Source organism: Corynebacterium sp. HMSC072A04 (assembly GCF_001809235.1).
Lineage (GTDB): Bacteria > Actinomycetota > Actinomycetes > Mycobacteriales > Mycobacteriaceae > Corynebacterium > Corynebacterium hiratae.
The window spans coordinates 23,385-46,570 of record NZ_KV796811.1; the positions used below are offsets into that span (position 1 = coordinate 23,385).

Genomic DNA, 23,186 nt, shown 5'->3' on the forward strand with positions numbered 1-23,186 from the left:
TCCTCCCTTCTATCCCCATGGGTCGGCTACCAACTGGCACCACTCAAGCTCTATCCGAGACCCCGGCAGTTCCCAGGTGGCGGTCTCCCCCGGCTCCACACCCTCCGGGGGAATCCCATCCTCACGCAGCACCATCGGATCCGTGTCGATTACATCGGGCATTTTGGTGCCCGCATGGAAGCGTGCCCCGGAGGGGCTGACGATGTAGCCGTAAGTGCCATTTCTCCTGATTTTGGGGTATATAACCCCATCACCCGTATTCGTCACTGTGACAGTACCGGACTGCACAAACGCCGCCGACCTCGCCAAACCACGAGCATTAAAAACCGGAACCTCCAACCGCATCGACAACCGACGCGCAGGCTCCACATCAACACCCGGCAACACACCACCCAGTACCGCATCCACAAAGAACGTGCCCCGCGCACCATCAATCCGAAACACACACGGGGCTGGGTCCTTCGCAGCCACAGTCTTCAACCACGCCCTACGAAACGACCAATACAACCGCTCCATCTCCTCATGCGACTCAGCCACAAGAAGAAACTCAATCGTGGTGTCCACCGGCTTAAACCGGCGCTTGCCGGGTACCACCCCAGAGCGCGCAGGCACCGCAAGGTCAGACCTCTCAGCCTCACCAGTCAACGACACCAGCGCACCCTCCGGGGCCAACACCCGAGATGTACGCTCCGACCCGGTCAGCAGATACTCCTCACCAGTACCCGTCACCAAAGTAACCTCCATTAGCGAAGCTCCTTCCTACGAGCACTAGCCAACAACGTCGACGAAATACGAGTCTTAACCCCCGCACCCGTCGACGACCGCACCTCCGACAACATCCGGTCAACCTGGTCAGCGGTGTACACCTCATCACCACGCATCACCACAGTCGTCTCACGACGCACCTGGTCATGCGCGCTTGCGTAGCGCGGGTCCATCTTCCACCGCACACCCAAAGACTCCGCCGAGGCCTGATTAGCACGCGCCAAAGCCAAATACTCACCACGCACCTTCTCATTACCCTCAGCAAAAGCCGCCGACGAAGCCTCCAGACCACGGATCGCATAATCCAGGCCCTTAATCTGCTCCTTCAACGGCTGCGTCTTCTCAAAATGGTTCACCTCAGCGCGGAAGTCCTCAGCCGTGCGGTCAATATCGCGCTTCTTGTCACGAATATCCCATATCGGCTTCATAGCCTCCTGCGTACGAAGAGCGGTCTCCGCAGCCACCAAATCCGGCATCTGCGAACGCAGCACAGACATTGCGTCCCCGCCGCGGAATGCGGCCTTGGACATCAAATCCAGTGTGCGGTCAATCTGACCCTTGCCCACACTGACACCGGTTTCACGCATCACCGCATCCAGCGCGGCCTGCAGTGATTCCTGGCGGGCCAGCTGGCCACGGTACTCATTAGCGTGCGAGCCTTGCGCCCCCAGCTTGTAGCCCCAACGGCCGAAAACGTTGTTGTCGAGGTTCTTTTTGTTTTCGGCCATCTCGGCCATGATTTTCGCGACCTGCGCCTGACCAGTAGCGCCCTCCAAATCCATGCCGGAAATGCGGGCGGCCATCTTAATCACACGCTCCTGCGCGGTAATCAAATCGGCCTGGGTGCGGGCATTCTGGCGCACGCGCTCCGCCAGCTCGTACTCGGCCTCAAGCTGGGTCAGCTTCGCACTGAGTTCCTTCTGGAAAGCCTCAGCACGCGCCTTCTCATAGGTGAACAGGGCGGACAGGGCGGCATCCGACCACTGGGCCAGAACACCGCGCCCCACCTGCGCCTGGAACGCATTATAAGAATCCCAGTCCTCATGGAGGCCCATCATCTTGAGTTGGGCGATTTTCGCGCCCTTCTCAATCTCACCGTCGAGCTTCATGCGGGCCTGAGCAATCGCCAGCATGCCCTCAGCCTCAGCCACCATCCGGTCACGGTTAGCAACCTTCAGATTAAACGTGGCGACGCGCTGTTCGTTCAGGCCGCGCACCAACTGCTGCTGCAGCGCAGCCACATTAGCCTGCAGCTCAAGGTTGAGCGCAGCATAGTCAGCGACGACCTGCAGACCCTCGGCCAGGGTTTTCAGCGCGGTGATACGCGCATCCTGAATCCGATGAATCAGATCCACAATCGCACCGACGATGGACTTGATGATGTTGATGCCGACCTTCAGCATGTCCATGGCCATGCCCAGGGTGATACCCGTCGGCCCGGCCAGGCCGGCGATGCTGGCCAGCTTGCCAACCACCATCCCAAGGCCGGTATTAACCGCGCTTGCTGGGGCGCCCATCCCGACAAGCTTGGAGGCCAGGGCCTCAGCCTGCGGAATAAGACCCTCTATCTGCTGCTGCGAGATGAGGACAACGTTGTCGAGGTCTTCGGCCTGCTTCCGGCGAGCCGTCGCCAACTCGCCCTCGGCCTTCATCACGGCCTCGTTTGCCTTCTCAATGTCCTCAACCCGCTTGGCCTCATCCTCCTCCTGCTTAATGCCCAAGTCCTCGCGGACACGGGCCAGCTTCTCCTCAGCCTTGGCAATCTTGTCGTTTGCCTTCTCCGAGGATGAGGTGGACTTCTCGCGGGCACGCGCCAGCTTCTCCTCAGCCTTGGCAATCTTGTCGGCATCCCCGCTCTCGCGGGCCTTCGCCAACGCCTTTTCCGCATCAGCTACCCGGCGGGCAGCCGAGGCGGAGCTGCTGGTGGACTTGCCGGCCTCGGCTTGCGCATCCGCCAGGGCCTTCTCCGCGTCGGCAAGCTTGCGCTTGTCCTTGACGGAGAGCTCTACCTCACCGGTCTCCAGCTCACGCAGCTTCTTCTTCGCATCAGCCAGGGCCTGTTCCTTTTCGGCCAGCGCCTCCGTATGTCCGACGGCACGAGCGCGGGAATCCCACAGCTCCTTTTCGCCGTCGAGGATGACACGAATCTGCTCCGAGCCGGGAAGGTCGAGGCCCAGGTCGAGGACACGACGCACACCTTGGCGAGCATTAATACCCTCGAAGGTGTTGTAGTCCCCGGCCTTCGCCAGCCACGCCTGCGCGTTGTCAGCAAACTTGGCGAAAGCCTCAGTCTGCTGCTGCAGGGCGGGTACGAGGCGCCCGAGCTCGCGGGCAACATCACCCATGGATGCGCCGGAGCGGATCATCTGGGCAATCAGTTTCCACTGGTCGTGGTTGAGCACCGGCTCAGGCTTGCCAGACAGGTTCATGGCAGCCTTGCCGTGCTCCAGCCAGCCGCCCTGGTCGTACAGCTTCATCAGGTCGACGATGCCACCCATGGCGTAGCCACCACGGGTTGGCCACACATTAGACGGGCCACCATACCGGGTCTTCGTCCACAAAAGAGCCGCGGTCATGTTAGTGACCGGGTCCAAATGGTTATCCGGCAGGCCCTCGAATGCCTCCGGGTACATGTTGCGCATACCCCGATAGGTCGGTTCGATGACCTGCAGCAGACCACCCGACGGGGTGCCCTTTGCAGCGTTAGAGTCCCAGTTGTTGACCGCACTCGGGTCACCATTGGACTCAATAGCAATCTGCTCCAGCATGGCCGGAAGCACCGAGTTATCGTAGCCAGCACGACGGAGCGCTTCCGTAGCGGCAGGAGCCCACTCCTGAACGTTGCGGGCACCACCCCCACCAGTGAAGGCGGACGCCAGAGACCCCGCCTTTTCCTTAATGAAGTTCCAGGCAGACTCCGCCATCGTCTTCAAATAAGCGGCAGGCAACTTGCCCCACTCACCGAATTTATCGGCGCCGGGGAAATCACCAATCTTTCCGATAGCCGCATCCCACAGGGATTTGACCATCGAAACAGGGTTATATGAGGTGCCGCTAGGCACATCGTCCAGGACGATGTCATCACCGTCGAAACGCAGCGGGGAGTTAGTACCCCAGTGCACGTGGTTACCGTGCTGAGAGTTAGTACCCGGCCCGTAGTCCCACGGACGACCGTCCAGCAAGTTCTGCCACCCGTCGAGCGGGTGGTGAATCAGCTGCGTGGTGTTCGGGAAATTCTTGTGAATCGCCCGAGCTAGCGCCTTCGACGCCGGGGTCGGCATCTGCGTCGCGTACTGACCATCGCCGGCCTGCCAGTCAGTAGCGGCCTGGCGGGCGAAGTCATGCATCGAGCCAGGCTCACTACGTGACGCCGAGGTCAGTGTAAACATCCCCGGGAAGAACTTCGATACGAACTTCGCGTGCGACTGCTGGATAGCAGACAGCGCGCCCGCAATGTTGGTGAAACCGCCGTTGGCAAAGTTGCCGAGGTCGATGATTCCACCATTGGCGAAGTGGGAATGCTTCAGTCGCTCGCGCACCGCGGACACGCCACCCTTGCGGGCGGCAGCATTAACGTTGTCCAGCCAGTCCTTGCCCAGGGCGCGGGTGGCCTCCGGGCGCAAAATACCCTCACCACCTGACAGACCGATACGCATACCGGTGCGCGGCTCGATGAAGGTGTACGGGTCGCGCCCCGGGGTGTAGCCGGGGAGGATACCGCCGGTGGCGAACTTAATCTCCTTCAGCTTGTCCAGGCCGACGAGGCCCGCGACCGCGTTCCACGCCTTACGGATACCGTTGTTGTAAACCACGTCCACCACGAACTGGACAGGGACGCGGGTCTTTTCTTTAATTCCGTCCCAGATTTTGCCGATGTTATCGACCGTGGTGCGGAACCAGCCCTGCATGGTCTCCAGCACGCCCTTAAACGGCTGGAACACGTACTGGTCCACGAACTCCCAACCGGCCTTCAGCAGATTCTGGAAGCCCTGCCAGATAGCCAGCATGTCGTCCACACGGGCGCGGAACCAGTCAGCGACGAACTGCAGACCGGTGCGCAGCGGGGCGAACACCCAGCTGTCGATGAACTGCCAGCCGGCCTGCAGCAGACCCTGGAACCAATTCCACACGGCGACCATGTCGTCCACGCGGGCCTTAAACCACGCGGCGAGGTTGGACAGGCTGTCCATGAATGGGGCGAAGATGTTATCGCGCAGCCAGGACCACACCGCGCCCATGGCATCAGCCATGACCTGCCAAGCACTCTTAATGAACCCGAAAACACCCTGCAGGATAGGCCACAGGGTGTTTTGTGCGAAGCCCACCAAGGCCTCCCACACAGGCTTAATAATGGTCTCCCACCCAGCCTTAATACCGGCAGACAGCACATTCCAGCCCACCAGCAGCGGCGCCAGAATCAGCGTGCCAATCACACCAATAGTGACCTTCGCCACCTGCAAAATGGCATCAAAGACAGGCTTGATGTAGTTCTCCCAGCCCGTCGCCAAGGCGTCGGTGAAGACCGCCCACTTCTCCTTGACCCAGTCCACGCCTGCCTGGAATTTCCCCACGAACCAGTCCCAGCCAGCGCCGAGCGCTTCGGTGAACTTTTGCCACAGCTCCCGGCCGGTCTCGGTCTTCGTGAAGAACCACGTCAGTCCGGCGACAAGCGCAGCAATGGCCACAACCACTAAGCCGATCGGGTTTGCGCTCATCACCGCGTTAAGCACAGTTTGCGCCGCAGCAGCACCCTTAGTGACCGCTGTCCACAACTTCGTTGCCTTCACACCGGCCACAAGCCACTTGACGAAACCGCCAGCGGCCATAATCTTCTGGTACTGCACCCACAGCTTGTAGGAGCCGACCAGCACACCGACAGACACCGCGAGGGAGCTGACCCAGTCCTTGTTCTTCAACAGCCACTCCGCAGAGGACTTAAGCCACTCCACAACGGTTTTCAGCACATCCCGAGTGGCCTCAAGCGCGGGCTTGATTTGCTCCATGACGTTCTTGGCGGCATCAACACCATCATGGATGGCGGGCACCATGTAGGTCTTGAAAAGGTCAATGCCGGCATACGTCCAGTCGGTCATCTGCTTGGCCGCGTCACCAATGAGCGGGTTAATCTCCGCGAACACAGCCTTAGCGGCGTTGTTGAAAGCCGCCTTCATATTGGTCAGACGGCCAGACGTGGTCTCCGCCATCTCACCCATCACACCGGACATGGAGGCCACCTCACCGGCGATACCGGATGAGCCCTCCAGGATGCCCTTCGTGAGGATGTCGATACCCTCAGACGCCTCAACGGCGCCCTTGGAGATCATTTTCTGCATCTCCTCAGTCGTCACACCGTATTCGTTGGCCATGATGGCCAGGCCCTGCACACCACCCTCAGCCAGGGAGTTGATGGTGTCCATCGAAATCTTGCCCGAGGCTGCAGCCTTACCAAACGCCGACGCCATGGAGTTCAGCGCGTCCTCGCCCTTACCGGATGCGGACGCTGCTTCACCAAGACCAGTAACAATGTCGGACACCTTGCCGGCATCCACACCGAAAGCGATGAGGTTTTTACCTGCGTCAGCCCACGCATCAAAGGAGTACGGGGTGCCCTGGTTGGATTCCTGCAGCTGCCCCATGACCTTGGTGGCTTCCTCAGCTGAGCCCATCAAAATACCCAGCGACGCGGTGGTGTCCTCAATCGAGGTCACCTTGTCAAAACCCGCCTGCAAAGTGCCGGCCATGCTGTTAATACCAGCAAGACCGACCGCCAGGCCGCCGAGCTTGCCCAGGGGCTTCAGGATGCCGGCAAAGCGGGACCCCCACCCCTCAGCCTTATTGGATGAATCATCCATAGCGGCATCCAGCTGGGAGAACTCGCCTCCCATCTTGGACAGCTCACTACGGGTGACCCCTAGCTGGTCTGCCAGCTGGTCCTGCGCCTGGTCGTAGCGCGACAGGGTACTCTGCAGGTCTTCGAGCTGGTTCTTGTGCTTCTCCTCAGCCACGCGAACATCAATTTCGGCCTGCTCGAGTTTCTCGGTCTCACCGATGACGCGGGCTTTAGCTTCCTTGACCTTCGCCAGCTCAGCAGTGCCCTTGCCGCCCTTTTCCAGGGCCTTCTGGTACTTCTCTTCGGCATCCTGCAGGCGCAGGGTGACGGCCTCCAGCTTCTCCTGCTGCGCAGCACGCTTGCCGACGGAGGTCTCATAGGCACGGTCGAGCTCGTTGAGTTTCGTGGAGGATGCCTTGACCTGGCGCTCAAGGTTGTCGACTGCGCTTCCGAGGCCCTTGCTGATGGCTTCGCCGGCGCGCTTGCCTGACTCCTGTGCGGGCTTCTCCAAACGCTTCGAAAATTCTTTCGACATGCCTTTGAAGGTGGGGACGACAGGAACGGCGACGAAACCAGCAGACATTTAAGCCTCCTCAAAACTAAAACCACCACCCGATTTATTGGGCGGCGGCAATCTCTTCCAACATGCGCAACGACGCATCCGTCGACGACTCAAACGACCCACCAGAACCATCCGTCAGCACCGTCTTACGGTCGCGGCTCATACGTTCACGCTTCTCAGCCGCAATACGCGCATCCTCCAGCTCCTGGGCCAGCTTCTTCGGAGACTTAAGGAAACTATGCTCATCCCCCGACTCGCTAAAGCTCGCATGAAACATCGCCACTGCGAGGGCGGCTTTATCCGCTGGTTTAATGTCCCAGCGTTTCGCCCCCACCAGTGTTTCCGGCCGCTCCAGAAAATCCTCATAGAGGGCCACCACGCGCCGCGTCGACAGGCCCCCTTCGGGGTCGAGCCAGTCCCGCACATCAATACCAATACGCAGCAAATCAACCTCAAGAAGGTCGATATTCTCTACCGCGAGCGCAGCCAAAGCCACCTTGTATATCGACAGGCCGGTCGCCTCAAAGTAGGCGTCCAACTGCTCATACAGTCCGCCCTGCGCGTAGGCGGCGGTCATCGCCCGAATCTGCGAAGACTCATCAAACAGCCGCCAGATGAGACGCGGGTTTTCCGGTAGTTGGGTCACGAATTCGTGCCCGAGGTCCATGGGGTCGCGGCGCGCACGGTAGCGTGCCCCGGCGTGTATAAACTCGACCCAGGTGCCCGGCTCATCCTCGAGAATCAGCCGGGCAGACATTACTCACCAGCCAGCTCAGTTCCACGCTGCACAACCGGGGCAATTACCTCATGCAGGTCCTTGCGCGTCGCGCCGGTCAGGTCAAGAAGCTTGCGGGTCAGCGGAGTGACCTGCGCAAGAATCATGCCCTCAAGGTTGCCCTCGAACATGAGCGAGGACATAGAGGCGGGCAGCTGGTCCTTGTCGACGATGACCTCAATCTTGAGGGCTACGCCGTTAGTCAGCGTCACCTCTTCGGTGTAGATGCCGTCCACGATGGCGGGCTTGTCCGCGCTGGTGTCGGCGTCGAGGACTTCTACGTCCTCGGCCTTCGTGGTGGTCTTGCGGGTGGTGGTTTTGTTGTTGGCGGTTGCCATGGCGATTCCTCCTTATGGAATTGAAAAAGAAAAAAGGGGTGGCGGTTCCTAGACTTCGATAAAGCCTGGGTGGGCTGTGTGCGGAACCGCCAAGAAAACACACAGCCCGTGATTAGCGACTACTGGTCGGAAGCGCCAGCAACACCGCCGGAGGTACGAACACCATCATTGGAGTTCTCCGCGGTCTCGCCGGTCTTCGGGTCCTCATACTCATGCAGGGTCACATCACCGGCCTCATCCTCCTTGACGACCATCGCGGTCAAGCCATTAGCGGAGGCCTGCGGGTGGAACGCAGTACCGGCCTTGATCTGGGCCTCAACGTCCGAGATGTCCTTGAAAATCTTCTCCTCGACGCGGGTCACGGAACCGTCCTTTCCGACGATGTAAAAACGCTCCTCGTAGTAGCGCTCATCGTCACCATTGTTGAAAGTGATCTGAACTGGTCGGGCCTGCGGGTCCTTCGCGACCACGCGCTCATTGATGACCAGGTCAGCCTTCTCGCGAGATGCCCAGATATGAACCAGTCCGGAGGTGAACTTGTGGACAAAGGCGACGTATCCCTTGGCAACCTCGTCGGAGTGCTTGCCGTAGGTAGTGCCCTCCTGCACCACCGCACCTGGGTTTTCGATGTAGCGCATCACCGGGGAGCCAGCGATACCGTCGACCGCGCCGGTGATAGCGCCAGCGGTGTAAGAAGTAGACGACTGGCCACCGGTGAGGTTAGTGGTATTGGAGGAAACCTCGCGGGTGTGGCCATGCTGAGATTCAGTCGGCTCCAGGCCGAGGGACTCCCACTCGCCGACAAAAGCGCCGGTCTTCTTGTCAATGATTGCGGTATCAGAGAAGTTGACCAGGACCTCGCGGTCCTCAAGGACGCGCAGGTCAAGGCCAACACTACGAAGCTTGGACATTGTTTATCCCCTTTCAAAAGGACATAGAAAAAGCCACCCCGCGGGGTGGCTAAAAAGGAAAAGTTGGTTAGTTGGTGGGTTTACGTCGACGGCTGGAAGAAGAGCTTGGCGATACCGACCGACAAGCTCATCGTCGACACGAACCCCGTGGGCTGGTAGGAAGGCCCCGACCCGAAGAACGTGGAAGCGGACCGGGAAACACCCAGCCCAACCCCCGTAATCCCCTGGGTCAAGGCGGTGTAAAGATTCCTGCCGAGACGGCGCACCTGGTCATGGTCAGGGCCGTACACGCTGACCTTCACCAGGTCACGCGAGTGCGCCGTTCCATCCACCTGCGCCACATCACTCGAGACGACCACGCCAACGCCGTCGTTGTGGCAGTTATAGCCATCTGGCAAGAAATGCAGGTGCACCATGTCCTGGTCCGCTTCAGGAAACAGCTTCAGAACGTGCTTGTGGACAATGTCGACAGGGTCGGGAGTGAGGCCAAACTCAGGAAGCATCCTTCACCGCCTTCGTCACGAAGCTGTCCTTCGCCTGCTTCGCCACCGCACCAGGATGACGCACCGTCACCACATGAGTAGGGCGGTTGGTACCACGGGTGGCTTCGGTAATTTTCACGACCTCGCCACGGTCATCGTGGAGGAAGGCACGGTCACGCTCGGATAGCTCATTGACCTCGGGCCAGCGAATCTCAATGAACCGCTTCACCTGCTCCGCCTTCTTACGAGACGCAGCCTTCACCTGCGGTGTAGCCGCCATCTGCTTAAACAACTGGTGGTAGTTAAGCGACACCGTCTGACACCTCCCCTCGCTCCACAATGAAGATCACCTTCGGCTGATGCCACGACACCACAGGGCGCCGACCAACGCTGTAGTCGAAAGACTGCCGCTGCTGCACCGTGTAATCCTCACCACGAATCACGACGGTGTCACCATCCTCCACGTGAGTACCGGGAGGGGCGAGCACCTGAAGCTTCGTAATGTCACCATGCGCGAAACCATCACCGCTCACCACCTGGTCACCGGCTGGGGACACCACACAGTGCTCCACTACCCTGCCCGGCGCGTACTGCGGACGACCACGATGGTCACGACCAACCAGACCACCCTTAATAGTGATGGGCTCGCCAAATTCATCTGGGCGCCATGCCATTAGCACCACCCCCGCTCGCTGAATTCAGCCCCACAACGTGGCCAACGATGACCAAAGGGAATCACCCGGCCACCGCGCCCCAGAGGGACAGCACGCACACCCAACCCCAACAGGTCGAGGATGGCATCATCAAGGCCCACACCACCCCAATGAATGCCTACTCCTTGCGAGTAGGACACGGAATCGGACTGCGGGCCCGTTGTCGACGACGCAGACGCACGCCCCACGTTGTCGCCGATGAGTACCGCCTGGGACACCATGATGCGCACCGCCTGCTTCACAGCAACAGCACGCCACGGCTCGGCCTCAATCTCAGATGTGAGGTCACGTCCTCGGCGGGCGAACTCCATGACGATGAGCTCCAGCGCCTGGGCGATAAGCCCCTCGGCGCGTTTCTTCTCATCCTCGGTTAGTGGCCGGGGGAATACCGACAGGATGTCATCAACAGTGACCTCCATGGGCATAGCACCCCCTTTCTACTGGGCGTTAACAACCTTGATGATGTAGCCCATGATTTCGTTACGCCGCGTCAAACCCGTCAGCTTGATGCCATTGGTGCGGGCATACTCTTTCCAGCGGGCTACCGGTTCGGTGCGCTTCGGCAGCGGCGGATACCCGCCTGTTGGGGTGGCCTCCGGCTCCTCCACAGGCTCCGGCTCGGGCTCCTCAACAGGCTCCGGCTCCGGCTTCTCCTCGACAACCTCGTCGGCAACGACACCACGCTCACGCAGTACCGCCGCCTCATCCTCAGTCACCTCAAGAACCGTGCCAGACGGGTGCACCACCCGTGAATCCAGCGGATAGAACGCCGCTTTCTTCAACACAATCTGCGGCATGCTTATCGCCCCGCTTAAATAGCGCCGGTGAGCTTCACCGCGGCCTTCGGAGCACGCACCGCCAAAGCGCGCCAGTGCGCATAGTCAGAGCGCCACGACATGGTGGAACCACCATGACCAGACTGGCCATGCTCCTCGTAGAACGGGGTGAAAATCGGGTCACCGGTCTGGAAGCGCGTACCCACGGTGCCGTAATCAGAGTCAGCGAACACGTAAGCCACACCGTCCGGCAGGGCCTGGTCGGCCACCAGCTTGAACTGCTCAGCCACCAGCGGCTGCTCACCAATACCAGTAAACAGCGGGTTCGCGTGCGCCATGTCACCAATGTAGAAGCTGGAGGTCTGCTTATTACGCTTCAGGGCGTTCAGCGTCTTGCGGTTCGCCCACACGTAGCCAGCGGAGTAGTTGAACAGGTTGCCGCGAGTGTCCTTCGCACCGGCAAGGAGGTCATCAGCAGCCCACAGGTCATCCACGGCCTGCGCGTCAGCGGTGTTCCACTTCTTTGCCACCGGCAGCTCCTCGATACCAGCCTCCTCAAGGGCGGCCATCGCATCAGCAGAGTTGCCGCGGCGAATCTCAGCCACGCGGCCAACGAGCTCGCGCTGAATATCCGCACCGGTACCGTAGTCGCGCTGTTCCTTGGAGATACGAAGACCGATAGCCTTCTTCGTCAGGTCAGCGTACTTACGCTCACCAGCATCCGGGTCACCAACCGGAATCTCGCCGAACTCCGGAACGGTCTGCACGGCCTCGTCCAGGCCCGGCGCCACATCAATGTTGTAGCCGATGGTGAGGTGGTCAACGTTGTGTGCGTTGAAGAGCAGGTCGTATGCCTGCGTGCCGATAAGCAGTTCGGAGGCTGCAGCCTCGAGAAGTTCGGAGGAGGTCAGGATGTCCTCGACCGGCAGCACTTCGAGGGCGTCAAAGTAAGAGTTGTTCGTAGCCATTATGGGTGCTCCTTCTAGGCCGCATCAGGGCCCGCGGTCGGCAGGCCATTAAGAATGGTCAGGGTCTTACCGTCAGCAGTGGGGCGGATTGCCACACCAATCTTGACGGTGCCGGTGGCGGATACCTTGCCGTCAGCGGCGGCGTACACCGCAGCACCGGCCTTAATCTCACCGTTGGTCTCCACCTTCACGGCGGCGGTGCCGTAGTGGACGGCGATGTTCTTCGCGCCTGGCTCCTTCGCCTCAAGGCGACCGGTTTCGGTTACAACGCCCAGGGCGCCGGCCTTACCGTCGGCGTAGGCAATCTTGCCGTCCTGGTTGAGGGCGACGACGCGGAACTTGTCGAGGTCGGTGGCGATATCGAAGCCAATCGGGCCATGCTTGAAAGTCGGATTAGACATTACGAGCCTTTCTTGTTGTTGTTGCGGATACTGTCGGCCTTCGCCAACAGCTCTTCAGCCTTCGACTTCGGCATGCCAGCACCAACGTGGCCTGCCTCCGTCATCGGGATAGTGTTCTTCGGGTTCGACCCGTACACCTCGCGGGCAAGGGCCTCGTTCTCGTGCATAACGGACAGCACCTTGTCGCGCTGCGCCGCAGCGACACGACCCTCGGCAATCCAGTTATCCACCTCGGCAATGCGGGCCTCACGGGCTTTATCGGACGCGGCCTGTGCCCCCTGCTTGGCCTGAGTCACCAGCAGGTTGTAGGTATCCCGGTCAAGGGTCACGGTGTTGGGCGACTCCGCCCCAGCCAGGGTCTCCGTGTCTTCAGTGCCAGTCGGCTGTTCATCGTCGTCGGCGAGGGCTCGCACCTTGAAGGCCACCGGCACCTCAGCGGAGTCATTCACCGTGACGGTCGCGGGGGCCGTGTCCCCCGGCTCCACACCAGCCGGAGCCTTGGCTGTGACCGCACCGGTGGACTCGTCCACGGTGATATCCCACCCATCCGGAGTATTAGATACGGCGAACGCCAGCCCCAGGGAGCCACCAGCTTCGCCGTCGGTGTTTGCAATGGTCGGCTCGACCGTTACGCGCTCAGTCGGGGCCACGGCGGTCTCCTCCGGGTAGGCCACATCAACCTGACCGGAGACCTCGACGGTCTCATTGAAAAAGCCGGACAGCTTCTCACGAAGCACATCCGGCTCGACACCCAGTTCCTGGGCGAGATTCTTGATGCTCATCGCATCTCCTTCCTGCCCATCACTGGGCGTAGTGTTTACTGGTGCCGATTCCGACCGGCAACCAATCGTCGGCGGCGGCGCCGCAGACCGGGACGAATACCGAAACTCAGCAACCATCCGGCCCGAATACGCAGCGGCCAACGCCACCGGCTGCTTCGCATCCTCAATCGCGTCCACCAGGCCAGCAGCCACAGCCTCCTCAGCCGTGTACCACGTCTCCGCGGCCATCACATCGAGCCAGTCGTCCAGTTCTCCGCCGGCCTTCTCTGCGTAGATAGCGGCAAGCTTCGCGTCCTGGCGGGATAGGTCAGCGCGCATCTTTTCAATGTCGTCAGCGTTGCCGGACAGCATCGTCCACGCCTTGTGGATCATCACCTCAGCGTTCGGGCGAATCACCACTCGACCACCCACGCCAACAGCGATGAACGACGCCGCCGATGCCGCTAGGGCCTCCACCACGACGGTGACCTCACCGGCGTAGGCGCGCAACGTATTAAGAATTGCGATGCCCTCGTACACGTCGCCACCACGGGAGTTAATACGCACCCGGACGGGTTCTCCGTCGAATTGGTTGAGCTGTTCCTGCACCTGCTTAGCGGTGTTCTCCCAACCAATATCCCCGTAAATCAGTAGGTCATTCATTGGGCACCTCCTCACTGTTTTCCCCACCTGAAGATGGGGGCTTCTCATTATCTGGGGTTAGCGACACCCCGAGTTTCTCCTCAGCGTCGCTGAGAGTCTTCTTGTCTTTCAGTGCTTCAAACAGCGACCGGGCCTTCGGAATACGGAACGACGAGCGCACCCACTGCTCCAGGTTCGGCTCCTTCGTCAGCACACCCTGGGCAGCCAGCTGCGAAATATCACCCGGCGTCAGGTCCTTCTGAACCTGAATCCTGGTAGATGTAATGAACGGCGTTGGCCCCTCATATTCGGGGAACGCCACCCGCACCAGGTCCTCCACAATGTGCTGCGAAGCAGTATCAGCAATCCACTCCGCCATCGACTGCAAGCCTTGAATGAACTCGCCAAGCTGCACGGAGGCCAGCGCGTACGAGCCGCCCCCGCCTGTCAGGTTCAAGTGTGTGGCATTGCAGGCGATAGCGATCTGGTTGGCGTGGTACTCCATCGACGCCGGAATGTCCGGCAGCTGGCCGGTGACACCTTCCACCGGCATCTCAGCGCCAGGGGGTAGTGAGTAGCCGGTGATTGAGCCGGCCGCGTATTCCTCGGCAAGCTGCTGCCCTGCCTCCATCTCCGCTTTAACTTCACTACGGTCAGTTAGCTGAGAAGCCTTATATTTGGCCACACCCAAGCCGTTGCGCTGCAGCACCAGCGAGTTCAACTTCTGCAGCTTCTGCAACTCCAGCCAATTGTCGCGAGCCGGGGCGAACACGCTCGCACCCTCCCACGTGCCATCACGCCGACCATGCCGGTAAGCCACAAGACGACTAACCGGGATAAAGACCTCCTCGTGGCCGTTAATCCCCCGCTGGCGGATACCAACGAGGCCACCATCGTCAGCAACCTCGATGCTTCGAATCGACAGGTTGGGGCGCGGGGCGAGCTTGCGCAGATGATTACGACCATCCACCCCGACCTCGTACACCTGCTCAAAGAACGCCACGCCAGTGAAAATCGCCTCCAAGGCAACCTTCAAGTGCTCATCCCAAGACACACGTCCCGTGCGGCGCGGCTGCTGTCCCTCCTCCCCCTCGACCGGTAGCCGAAGGTCATGCGAGACCAGGTCGACGATTTCCTGCGGGGCGCCGTTCGGTGCGACCGACCACGTGGCCTGCTCAATCGGCTTACGGATCGCGTTCTCAACCTGCGCAATCTTCGCCGTCAACCGCATCTGCACAAGCTCACGCTGAAATGCCTCCCACGTCATCCCCTCGGGGCGCGCCACACGCTTACTAAAGCGCGGCACCGCGGCATGGCCAACTTCGCGAACAATCTGCACATTGTCAGGCAACTAGAACACCTCCCTGCTTACGCTTCGACCACATCGGCAACACACCATGCGGGTTCATTTTCTTCTCCTCAACCGGCCGGCCAGCCCCTTCACGGGACTCCACCAACCACCGCTGCAGCCCCCACAGCGCGAACGTGGCAGCCACCAGCTCCGACACATCACCCGAGTAGCGGTCAATCGCCGGATACTTACCGCCCTCCTGGCGGCCGCGGGCAACTTCCAACTGCTCCATCCACAACTCGGACGAGTCCAGCGAAATCGCCCCATCCATCACGGCCTGCTTGAACTCGCGGTAAGCCAACGACACCGACGCGCCATTCATCAACACCGGGTCAATCCCCACAGTCTGCAGCGCAGGCACAAGCACGCCCGCCGTAGCATCCTTGTCTAGGAGCACCGCCGCCGGACGGTACCGGTCCACAAACTCGGCCACGACCTTTACCGTGTCATCGACTGAGAACACGGCCTCCGAGGCCGGCCGCGGCTGCAGATGAATACCACCAGCAGCCTCACCAGCAGACACCAACGCCACCCGGTCAGCGGTGGGCGATACCTCGAGCGCCAGGACGCAGTCAGCGACCGAAACAGGCTCCGGTGTGATGAGTGCTTGCATCGCCTCGCGCGGAACAATCAGCTCTTCATCACCAGACGACCCGAACTCGTACCACCGCCCCCAGCCAAGCATCTCAACATCAAAGCCGTTGTCCGTCAGCTTGGAACGCATCGACCGCATCTTTTTCGCATCCACCAGCTTCGGAAACCCATACGATGGGTTCGCCAGCATCCAGGTCCGCGGGTCATCACGGTCCGCATCCGGCGGCGCGCAGAACTCGGAGAACAGCATGCCCTCAGCCGCACCACTCAACGCCCGGTAGCGAATACGCGACAACTCCGCGCCCTTGGGGTGCTTATCGCGATTCACCGCCGACGAAGCATAAAACGTTTGCGGGTCAGCCGCAGCCAACTGGGTTGGGGCGACCGCATCCAACTCGCCGGACTCAAGGTTGTACGCCTCATCCAGCAACAGCAAGTCAATCTCATCGAAACCACGGCCCATGTCGTTCGACCGTGTCGTGAACTGAATCTTGCCGCCCTCAGCGGTCTCCATCTCAGCCTCACCAGCCGACGCGGTGTTACGAACGATGCGGCGCTCCGCCCACTTGCGCGACTTAATACGCCGCCACAGGCGATTACGGATCGACTTCGCGGTACGCCACTGGTGCGCCGAGAAAACAATCTGATGATTGAGCACAAACATGCGGTACAGCATGATGACCTCAAGCACCAGCGACTTGCCGTTCTGCCGCGGGCACAACAACACCACGTCGGTGTGTAGCCACCGGCCATGCTCATCGACAGCCAACGACCACAGCACCTGCTCACGCTGCCACGGCATCAGAATAATGCCGAAGCGGCGCGCCAGCTCGATAGCTTTCCTGCCGTGCGTGAAGTCCCCGCCCTCGCACCTCACTAATACCTGCGGTGATTGGCGCCCTTCGAGCTCCGGGAACTCCATCTCAAGCTCGGAGCGGTAATCAGCGTTGAAATCAGAGTCCGGCGAATCCGTCCTCTTCATCACTAGAGACCTGGTCACCTTGCCTCCTCTGAATCTCCGCCAGCAATTGGCGAAAAACCGTCGCTAGTTGGCGCTGCTCCGACACCGCGGTGTCCATCTTCAGGACAATCTCGCCCTCACCATGAAAAATGCGGCACCATGTGTCCTCGTCGCCGCTGGTAATCCGGTTTAACCGGTCCAGGCGGTCCTTCGTGCGGGCTGCCTCGACAATCAACGCCTGTGTTGAGGCGTCATTGTTGGGATTTGTCAGGTGTTGGTAGAGCGCCTGGCCGCCGGGGCTGAATTCCTCAATTGGTCTATGTTCCATCGTCGCCTCCTAGCTGGTCAAACACACAACTTTTCGAATGCCTGAAGAAAAGCTCGCGAGCAAGGGCCGGAAGGGGGGAGTCGTGGGCAAACCCCGGAATAATTGGTGCACCCCACTAATTATTAGAACGACCATTCGATAACATACCGTTCTCGCAGGTCACATGCCTTTTCGGGCTTTTTCGGGCTTTTTGGTCTAGATTCCGACTCATCCACGCCATACCAACCAGGCCCATGCTCAACCCAGCGATTCGCAATCGACCGATTGCACCGTCGATGGATCAGCCTGTAAGCAGGGCTCGTTTTATCTCCATGCTTGTGGTCGGCTTCCAGCGGCGCCTGGTCAAAGTTCAGGGCTGCTTCTCGGTACATTGGCTTGCCACAGTAGGTGCACTTGGTGCCATCAACGAGGTTGTAGAGCATGCGGGCGCGATTGACTTTGTGTGCGTTGTCGTATCCCCGCTCGGCGGTTGTACCCTTCGATGGCATGCTCCACCTCCTCCGATTGGTGTCTTACTCCGGTCGTGAGCCGGTGGCCTCGCCTCAGGGTGGGATAGCGGCACCCTTGTGTGGACGGAAGTGAGGCAGGCGGTAAGACTAGAAGCCCCTGGCGGGTTGACTCACAAATCACCATTAGGAAACACAGGAAGTGCCAGGGGGCTTAAAACGACGAAAACCCCAGCGCTTGCCGGGGTTCTTACGTCAGCGCAAGCCTATCATTCTAATCCCGGCCCATGTCAAGGTTTGAACCGTATTTCTCTACAAGATGCCACTTCACCCTCGCACTTCGCAGCAGTGCGGCAGCCTGGTCAGCTGGGTTGACCCACCGGTTAATCATCCGCGCCTGGTCGTCGAGCTCTTGCAGCAGGTCGGCCGCCCAGTCCAGCTCGGACAATGGTTGGGCGTGCCAGGCGATGAGCCCGCACAGGCGTGGGGCGGTGAAGTCGGCTTCGGTGATGCGTACATGGATGCCGTCGGCGCCAAAAGCATTGAGGCATAGCTCACGGAGGTTTTGTTCCATCGTCACGTAGCGGTACATCCACAGCCAGTTGCCTGGTGACTTTGGGCCAGCGCCTTTGATACTGTTCCTGGTCTTGACCTCTGGTGGGGTTGGTGCGGTGTCTTTGAGTCGGTGCATCTCCACATAGAGCTCGGCGAGTTCGCGGGCGGTATCACGGAGTTGGAATTCATCTGTTTGTTTCATGCTGCCTCCTCGAGTTGGGCTTTGACTGCGGTGATGAGTGCTTGCTGTGTGGTGTCTTTGCGGGTAAGCGCCTGGTGGACGGTCTGGTCAATCGAATCGGCGGTGTCGATGTGGATGATGCTGACAGGCTCTGTTTGGCCTTGCCGATGTAGGCGGGCGTTGGCTTGCTCGTAGAGCTCCAGTGACCAGGGAGTGGTGTACCAAACCATGATGTGGCCACCGGCTTGAAGGTTGAGGCCATGGCCCGCGCTGGCGGGATGAATGAGGGCGACCGGAATCTTGCCGGCGTTCCAGTCTTCGAAGTCCTGCTGAGTGTCGAGTACGCGCGCTGTGGGGATGGCGTCGAGGATGCGGTCGCGTTCGTGCTTGAACCAGTAGCACACCAGCATGGTGTTGCCGGCGGCTTGGTCGACGAGTTCGGTGAGCGCCTGAATCTTCTCGTCGTGGATGGTGATGTAGTCATCACCGGCCTCGTTATAGATGGCGCCGCCGGCGAGTTGCTGCAGCTTCAAGCTGAGGGTGGCGGCGTTGGCTGCGTCGATGGTGTCGTCGTCGAGGTCCAGGACGAGGTCACGCTTGAGGGTGTCGATGTGCTTGCGCGCCTTCGCGGGGAGTTGGACGGTGATGTGTTGGTGGGTGGCTTCGGGAAGTTGGAGGTAGTCGGTGGTGCGCATGCTGACGGTGATGTCGCCGATGTTGTCGTAGATGGCTTGGTCCGCGCCGGGCCTCAGGTTCCAGTTGTAGACGATGGTGCCGTTGCGCCGGCCAGGGGTGAAGTATTGGTCCCGGTAGTGGGTGATGTACTTGCCGAGGCGTTGGCCGTTGTCGATGAGTCGGAACGGCGCCCAGATATCCAGCAGGCTATTGGGTGCGGGCGTGCCCGTGAGGCCCACGATGCGGTGTATCTTCGGGCGAACTTTCTTGAGTGCTTTGAAGCGTTTGGCTTGCGGGTTCTTGAAGCTGGATAGTTCGTCGATGATGACCATATCGTAGGGCCAGCGGCTGCCGTGGTGCTTGACGAGCCAGGGGATGTTCTCGCGCCCGATGGTGTAGATGTCGGCTTGCCTGGTGGCGGCGGCTTCGCGCTGTTTTGCGGTTCCGATGATGGGACTGACGGTAAGTCCGGCCAGGTGGTCCCACTTCTCCAGTTCTGCGGGCCAGGTGTCGCGGGCGACGCGAATGGGCGCGATGACAAGAACCTTTTGGGTTTCGAAGCGGTTGCGGACCAGGTCGTTGACGGCGGTGAGGGTGGAGATTGTTTTGCCCATTCCCATTCCTAGGAAGATGGCGGCTTCGGGGTGGTTGATGATGAATTTGGTGGTGTGGCGTTGGTAGTCGTGGGGGGTGTATTTCATGGGTGCTGTCCTGGCTCTTTCAAATGTTGTTTGAAAGTAGGCTGCTGCTGAATTTCATGGAGGAGTTGTTGGATTTGGTTGGGGTGGTCGATGACGCGGACCATGCAGCCAAGTTGGGTGAGTCGTGCCATCTGTCTTACTTGGAGGGGGCGGGGTTTTTTGCCGGGGGCTTTGAGTTCGACGAAGCAGACCTTGCCGGGTGGGAGGATTATGAGTCGGTCGGGCATGCCGGCGTTTGCGGGGCTGGTGAGTTTTGGGGCGATTCCGCCGTGTTTGCGGACCGCGTGTACTAGCGCTTTTTCGACTTCGCGTTCGAGCATTGGTTTTCTTTCTTGGGGCGCTTCGTGGACAAAACGGTCAGCGTTTCTATTTAGGTCTTGAATTTAGAGGTAATGTGCACGTTTCTGTACATAACATCCCCTGTTTCTCTCCAGGGTCTTTTAATAGAAAGTTTGTCCACTTTGTCACAGTGAGGGTGTTTTTAATGGTTGATGCGGGTTTTACCCTGTGACAAAGTGTGTGACAAAGTTTTTGTTTGTCCACTTTGTCCCAGGGGTGGACAAAGTTAAATGTGCTTTGTCCACAGGGTTTGTCACCTATCCAACTTGTAGAACATTTGAACGAGATTCTGTGCGTTTGAATACTCGCTGCTGTCCGTAGATTGGGAGTTTCACTCGCTGCCCGCTGTCTTCCCATCCGTCAATCTGGCGCATGATTGCGGTGATCTCGTGGGAGTCAATCTTGCGCATGTCTTCCGGGTTGCGTCCGAAGCATTCAGCCCAGATTTCGATTTTCGACACGCTGTCGCGCGTGTAGTAATCGTCGGCGAGGCCGCCGTGGCGTAGATGGTCTGGCAGTCCTCCGCCGTCGAGCCAGACGCGCCGCACGTTAAGCGGCAAAGCGTCCCAGTTCCCGGGCAAGACTTTGTTGAGGTATTCCTGGACGATGCCGATGCGGTCGTCGGCCTCCACACTTTCGGCTTGGATGTGCTCTGCCTGGTGGAGGAGGTCGCCGGTGAGATAGAGCTTTTCGCCTTGCTTGTCGCGGTAGCGGGCTTCGGCCCAGAGTTGATCAATGGTGGCTTGGTCTAGGTCGTGTGGTTTGCCGAGCCAGCCTTGGCCGGTGACGTGGACGGGCCACCAGCGGCGGTTACCGGTGGTGTCGCGCAGGAACCCTTCGTCGGCGTTGGTGGAGCCGACGATGATGCCTTGGCGTGGGTAGGTGACAACGGTGCGCCCGTAGGCCGGGCGGTACTTGTCCTCTGTGCGGGAGATGAAGCCTTTGACTGGTTCAGCTTCTGCTTTGCGCATGCCTGCGAGTTCTGAGAGTTCGACGATGAGGTTGCCTTGGAGTTTTTCGGCGGCGGTTTTGTCTTTCATGTCGGTGATGGTGAGGCTGTCGGAGAACCATGGGTTGGCCATGCGGGCGAAGATTGTGGATTTGCCGGCGCCTTGTGGGCCTACGAGGGTGAGGACTTGGTCGAATTTGCAGCCGGGTTGGAAGGTGCGGCGGTGTGCTGCGACGAAGGTTTTGCGGGTCACTGCGCGGACATATGGGGTGTCGTCGGCGCCGAGGGTGTCGATGAGGAGGGTGTCGAGGCGTGGTGTTTTGTCCCATGGTGGGAGGTGGTTGAAGTAGTCGCGGACGGGGTGGAAGGCGCGTTTGGTGGCGGTGGAGATGAGGGCGTCGTGCATTTTGGTTGGTGCGTAGAGGCCTTGGTAGGTGCGGGCGATTTCTGTTTTGAGCATGGCTTCGTCGTTGTCGGTCCATCCTGGTGTGAGTTGGTCCCAGGGGAGGGCTTGGGGGTCTTGGATTTGGAGTTGGTTGGCGTGGGCGTTCCAGGCGATGTGGTTGAGGCGTGGGTCGTGGGTGAGGATGAGTTCGAAGTTGCCGATGGTGTCTTTGAAGCCGCCATCTTTTTTGGTTTCGAGTTGGGTGAGCCAGGTGGCGGTGTCCTGCTTCTCCCCTGCCTCGGTGGTGTTGTCCCCTGCCTCGGGTGGTGTTGTGTCGTCCTCTTCGCCGCGCGCGTCCTGGTCCTCGGTGATGGGCTGGAAAACGTCGTTGATTTTCGCCGCGGTGGCTTTAGCGTTTTCGGCTTTGGCGCCGGGGTCGTTGTTGACGAGGTCCATCATGGCGAGGTAGCTGGGTTTTTTGTTGGCTGGGGTGCCTGGGGTGGTGTCTGCGTCGAGGTCGCCGAAGCGGTGGATGCGGACGAGGTCGAACGCGGAGTGTGAGTGGCCGTCGGCGGCGGGGTCGGTGGCGTGCTGGGAGTAGGCGTAGTGGCCACCGTTGTAGACGATGAGGCCGTTGGAGGATGAGCCGCCGGTGTAGGTGTAGCGGTCCTTTGTGGTGCCAGGCTTGTAGACGTCCGCGAGGAAGGTGTTGATGGCGTTGGGGATGGTGTAGGCGCGGTTGAAGGCGCCGAGCATGCCAGGCTTGGTGCGCGGGTCGTCGAGCTTGGAGGTGCCGAGCATGGCTTTGGCGTCGTCTGGTGTGACGCCGGGCCAGGTGGTGACGTCCTGCCAGGTGTCGTACCTGTTGAGGTAGTTGTCGGGGTTGAGGATTTCTTTCTTGGAGCTGATTTCGACGTGGTAGTCGCCGTCTTCGAGGGTGGCGGGCCAGTAGAAGAAGCGTTCTGGTTCGAAGGTGGTGGGGTCGAACCATGCGAGCCCGGGGTTGATGTCTTGGGCGACGCGGCGGGCGACGGCGCCGTATTCGTCGGCGGTGACGTCGCGGGTCAGCCATACCCAGATGCGCCAGCGTTGTTCAGTATCTAGGTGGCTGAGGGTGGTGTGTGCGAGCCAGGCGTACGGCAGGGTGTCGGCAAGCACCTGGGCGAGGTCGACGTCTTCGGGGATGTTGTCAAGGTCGAGGGTGATGAGGCTGCGGGTGAGGATGTGTCCTTTGCGGCGCCTGCCGTGCTTGAGGTGGCCACCAACGAAGCCGCCGACGTCTTTGTGCTTGTCCTTCTCTGCTTTGGGGAGGCTGCGGTATTCGTTTTTGGTGCAGTTGACGATGATGGGCTCGTAGGCGCGCGCGGTGAGGTCTTGGAGGGTGGTGAGCTGGTTGGTCCAGAGGGAGGAGGTGCGGGTGGTGGCGGTGGCGATTTTGAGCTCGCGGTTTTTCATTTGGTGTTCTCCTCCACGGGGTTGCGTTGGGTATTAAAAAAGGGCCCCTGCACGTGGTTATGCGGGGCCTTGCGGTTTTATTGGTGCGTGGTCACCCTCCTTCTATGGCGGGGGTGAGTAGGGTCTCGATTTGTTTAAGTTGTGCTGGGGTGAATGAGAATTCGGATGGTATGTGGATTTTGATGGTGCGGGTCATGTGGTCGACGTAGTGCATGGCTTCGTCCCATTGGTGGAATAGTTCGTAGTTGCGGCCGTCGTAGTCTTCGGCGCTCCACATGACGCCGATTTTGCTTACTTTCCAGCGACTCATGCTTTCCCCACCAGGTGGTCTACATCGAGTAG

22 protein-coding genes are annotated in these 23,186 nt (G+C 60.0%); 1 reads left to right on the forward strand and 21 read right to left on the reverse strand.

The features are described 5' to 3' along the window. Window positions 1-9: 9 nt before the first annotated feature. The 19 genes from HMPREF2565_RS11775 to HMPREF2565_RS11860 form a co-directional block, all read right to left on the reverse strand. Window positions 10-744: a hypothetical protein gene (locus tag HMPREF2565_RS11775; RefSeq protein WP_071407427.1), complete on the reverse strand. Its 735-nt coding sequence runs from the start codon at window positions 742-744 to the stop codon at window positions 10-12. After that, window positions 744-7,178 carry a tape measure protein gene (locus HMPREF2565_RS11780; protein WP_071407428.1) on the reverse strand — a complete coding sequence of 2,145 codons (6,435 nt, stop codon included), beginning with the start codon at window positions 7,176-7,178 and terminating at the stop codon, window positions 744-746. The genes HMPREF2565_RS11775 and HMPREF2565_RS11780 overlap by 1 nt, the downstream gene beginning before the upstream one ends. 34 nt (window positions 7,179-7,212) lie before the next feature. Beyond that, the gene (locus HMPREF2565_RS11785) at window positions 7,213-7,914 is read right to left on the reverse strand and encodes a hypothetical protein (protein WP_071407429.1); all 702 of its coding nucleotides are present in this window, start codon (window positions 7,912-7,914) and stop codon (window positions 7,213-7,215) included. Then, a complete protein-coding gene (locus HMPREF2565_RS11790) occupies window positions 7,914-8,270 on the reverse strand; it encodes a hypothetical protein (protein WP_071407430.1) in 357 nt (118 codons plus the stop codon). The genes HMPREF2565_RS11785 and HMPREF2565_RS11790 overlap by 1 nt, the downstream gene beginning before the upstream one ends. Before the next feature lie 119 nt (window positions 8,271-8,389). Beyond that, window positions 8,390-9,181, reverse strand: a complete 792-nt coding sequence (locus HMPREF2565_RS11795; protein WP_071407431.1) for a hypothetical protein — start codon at window positions 9,179-9,181, stop codon at window positions 8,390-8,392. Between the two features lie 80 nt (window positions 9,182-9,261). Then, the gene (locus HMPREF2565_RS11800) at window positions 9,262-9,684 is read right to left on the reverse strand and encodes a hypothetical protein (RefSeq protein WP_071407432.1); all 423 of its coding nucleotides are present in this window, start codon (window positions 9,682-9,684) and stop codon (window positions 9,262-9,264) included. Next, window positions 9,674-9,976 carry a hypothetical protein gene (locus tag HMPREF2565_RS11805; protein WP_070744546.1) on the reverse strand — a complete coding sequence of 101 codons (303 nt, stop codon included), beginning with the start codon at window positions 9,974-9,976 and terminating at the stop codon, window positions 9,674-9,676. Before HMPREF2565_RS11805 ends, HMPREF2565_RS11800 begins: the two co-directional genes overlap by 11 nt. Then, window positions 9,966-10,337: a hypothetical protein gene (locus HMPREF2565_RS11810; RefSeq protein WP_083316502.1), complete on the reverse strand. Its 372-nt coding sequence runs from the start codon at window positions 10,335-10,337 to the stop codon at window positions 9,966-9,968. The genes HMPREF2565_RS11805 and HMPREF2565_RS11810 overlap by 11 nt, the downstream gene beginning before the upstream one ends. Beyond that, window positions 10,337-10,795 carry a Gp19/Gp15/Gp42 family protein gene (locus tag HMPREF2565_RS11815; protein WP_071407497.1) on the reverse strand — a complete coding sequence of 153 codons (459 nt, stop codon included), beginning with the start codon at window positions 10,793-10,795 and terminating at the stop codon, window positions 10,337-10,339. Before HMPREF2565_RS11815 ends, HMPREF2565_RS11810 begins: the two co-directional genes overlap by 1 nt. A gap of 18 nt (window positions 10,796-10,813) precedes the next feature. Then, window positions 10,814-11,173 (reverse strand): hypothetical protein, encoded by a 360-nt coding sequence (locus HMPREF2565_RS11820; protein WP_070517533.1) that lies wholly within the window; start codon window positions 11,171-11,173, stop codon window positions 10,814-10,816. Between the two features lie 14 nt (window positions 11,174-11,187). Then, window positions 11,188-12,120, reverse strand: coding sequence for a hypothetical protein (locus HMPREF2565_RS11825; protein ID WP_070517531.1), 933 nt, complete (start codon window positions 12,118-12,120; stop codon window positions 11,188-11,190). 14 nt (window positions 12,121-12,134) lie between these two features. Continuing rightward, window positions 12,135-12,521, reverse strand: coding sequence for a hypothetical protein (locus HMPREF2565_RS11830; RefSeq protein ID WP_070517529.1), 387 nt, complete (start codon window positions 12,519-12,521; stop codon window positions 12,135-12,137). Continuing rightward, window positions 12,521-13,945 carry a head maturation protease, ClpP-related gene (locus HMPREF2565_RS11835; RefSeq protein WP_070517527.1) on the reverse strand — a complete coding sequence of 475 codons (1,425 nt, stop codon included), beginning with the start codon at window positions 13,943-13,945 and terminating at the stop codon, window positions 12,521-12,523. Before HMPREF2565_RS11835 ends, HMPREF2565_RS11830 begins: the two co-directional genes overlap by 1 nt. Then, window positions 13,938-15,275, reverse strand: a complete 1,338-nt coding sequence (locus HMPREF2565_RS11840; protein WP_070517525.1) for a phage portal protein family protein — start codon at window positions 15,273-15,275, stop codon at window positions 13,938-13,940. Before HMPREF2565_RS11840 ends, HMPREF2565_RS11835 begins: the two co-directional genes overlap by 8 nt. Next, window positions 15,268-16,851, reverse strand: a complete 1,584-nt coding sequence (locus HMPREF2565_RS11845) for a terminase large subunit (RefSeq protein ID WP_071407433.1) — start codon at window positions 16,849-16,851, stop codon at window positions 15,268-15,270. Before HMPREF2565_RS11845 ends, HMPREF2565_RS11840 begins: the two co-directional genes overlap by 8 nt. Beyond that, window positions 16,823-17,158, reverse strand: coding sequence for a hypothetical protein (locus HMPREF2565_RS11850; RefSeq protein ID WP_070517521.1), 336 nt, complete (start codon window positions 17,156-17,158; stop codon window positions 16,823-16,825). The genes HMPREF2565_RS11845 and HMPREF2565_RS11850 overlap by 29 nt, the downstream gene beginning before the upstream one ends. A gap of 122 nt (window positions 17,159-17,280) precedes the next feature. Then, window positions 17,281-17,646: a hypothetical protein gene (locus HMPREF2565_RS13800; protein WP_141745915.1), complete on the reverse strand. Its 366-nt coding sequence runs from the start codon at window positions 17,644-17,646 to the stop codon at window positions 17,281-17,283. A 232-nt stretch (window positions 17,647-17,878) separates the two neighbouring features. Continuing rightward, the gene (locus HMPREF2565_RS11855) at window positions 17,879-18,361 is read right to left on the reverse strand and encodes a hypothetical protein (protein ID WP_071407434.1); all 483 of its coding nucleotides are present in this window, start codon (window positions 18,359-18,361) and stop codon (window positions 17,879-17,881) included. Beyond that, on the reverse strand, window positions 18,358-19,716 hold the full coding sequence (locus HMPREF2565_RS11860) for a DEAD/DEAH box helicase (RefSeq protein WP_071407435.1): 1,359 nt from the start codon (window positions 19,714-19,716) through the stop codon (window positions 18,358-18,360). The genes HMPREF2565_RS11855 and HMPREF2565_RS11860 overlap by 4 nt, the downstream gene beginning before the upstream one ends. A 2-nt stretch (window positions 19,717-19,718) precedes the next feature. Between HMPREF2565_RS11860 and HMPREF2565_RS14100 the strand changes: the two genes are divergently transcribed. Beyond that, window positions 19,719-20,009: a hypothetical protein gene (locus HMPREF2565_RS14100; protein WP_071407436.1), complete on the forward strand. Its 291-nt coding sequence runs from the start codon at window positions 19,719-19,721 to the stop codon at window positions 20,007-20,009. A gap of 303 nt (window positions 20,010-20,312) precedes the next feature. Here the strand turns inward: HMPREF2565_RS14100 and HMPREF2565_RS11870 are convergent, their stop codons facing one another. Beyond that, on the reverse strand, window positions 20,313-22,844 hold the full coding sequence (locus HMPREF2565_RS11870; RefSeq protein WP_071407437.1) for a virulence-associated E family protein: 2,532 nt from the start codon (window positions 22,842-22,844) through the stop codon (window positions 20,313-20,315). Between the two features lie 91 nt (window positions 22,845-22,935). Then, the gene (locus HMPREF2565_RS11875; protein WP_141745916.1) at window positions 22,936-23,154 is read right to left on the reverse strand and encodes a hypothetical protein; all 219 of its coding nucleotides are present in this window, start codon (window positions 23,152-23,154) and stop codon (window positions 22,936-22,938) included. Window positions 23,155-23,186 lie beyond the last annotated feature (32 nt).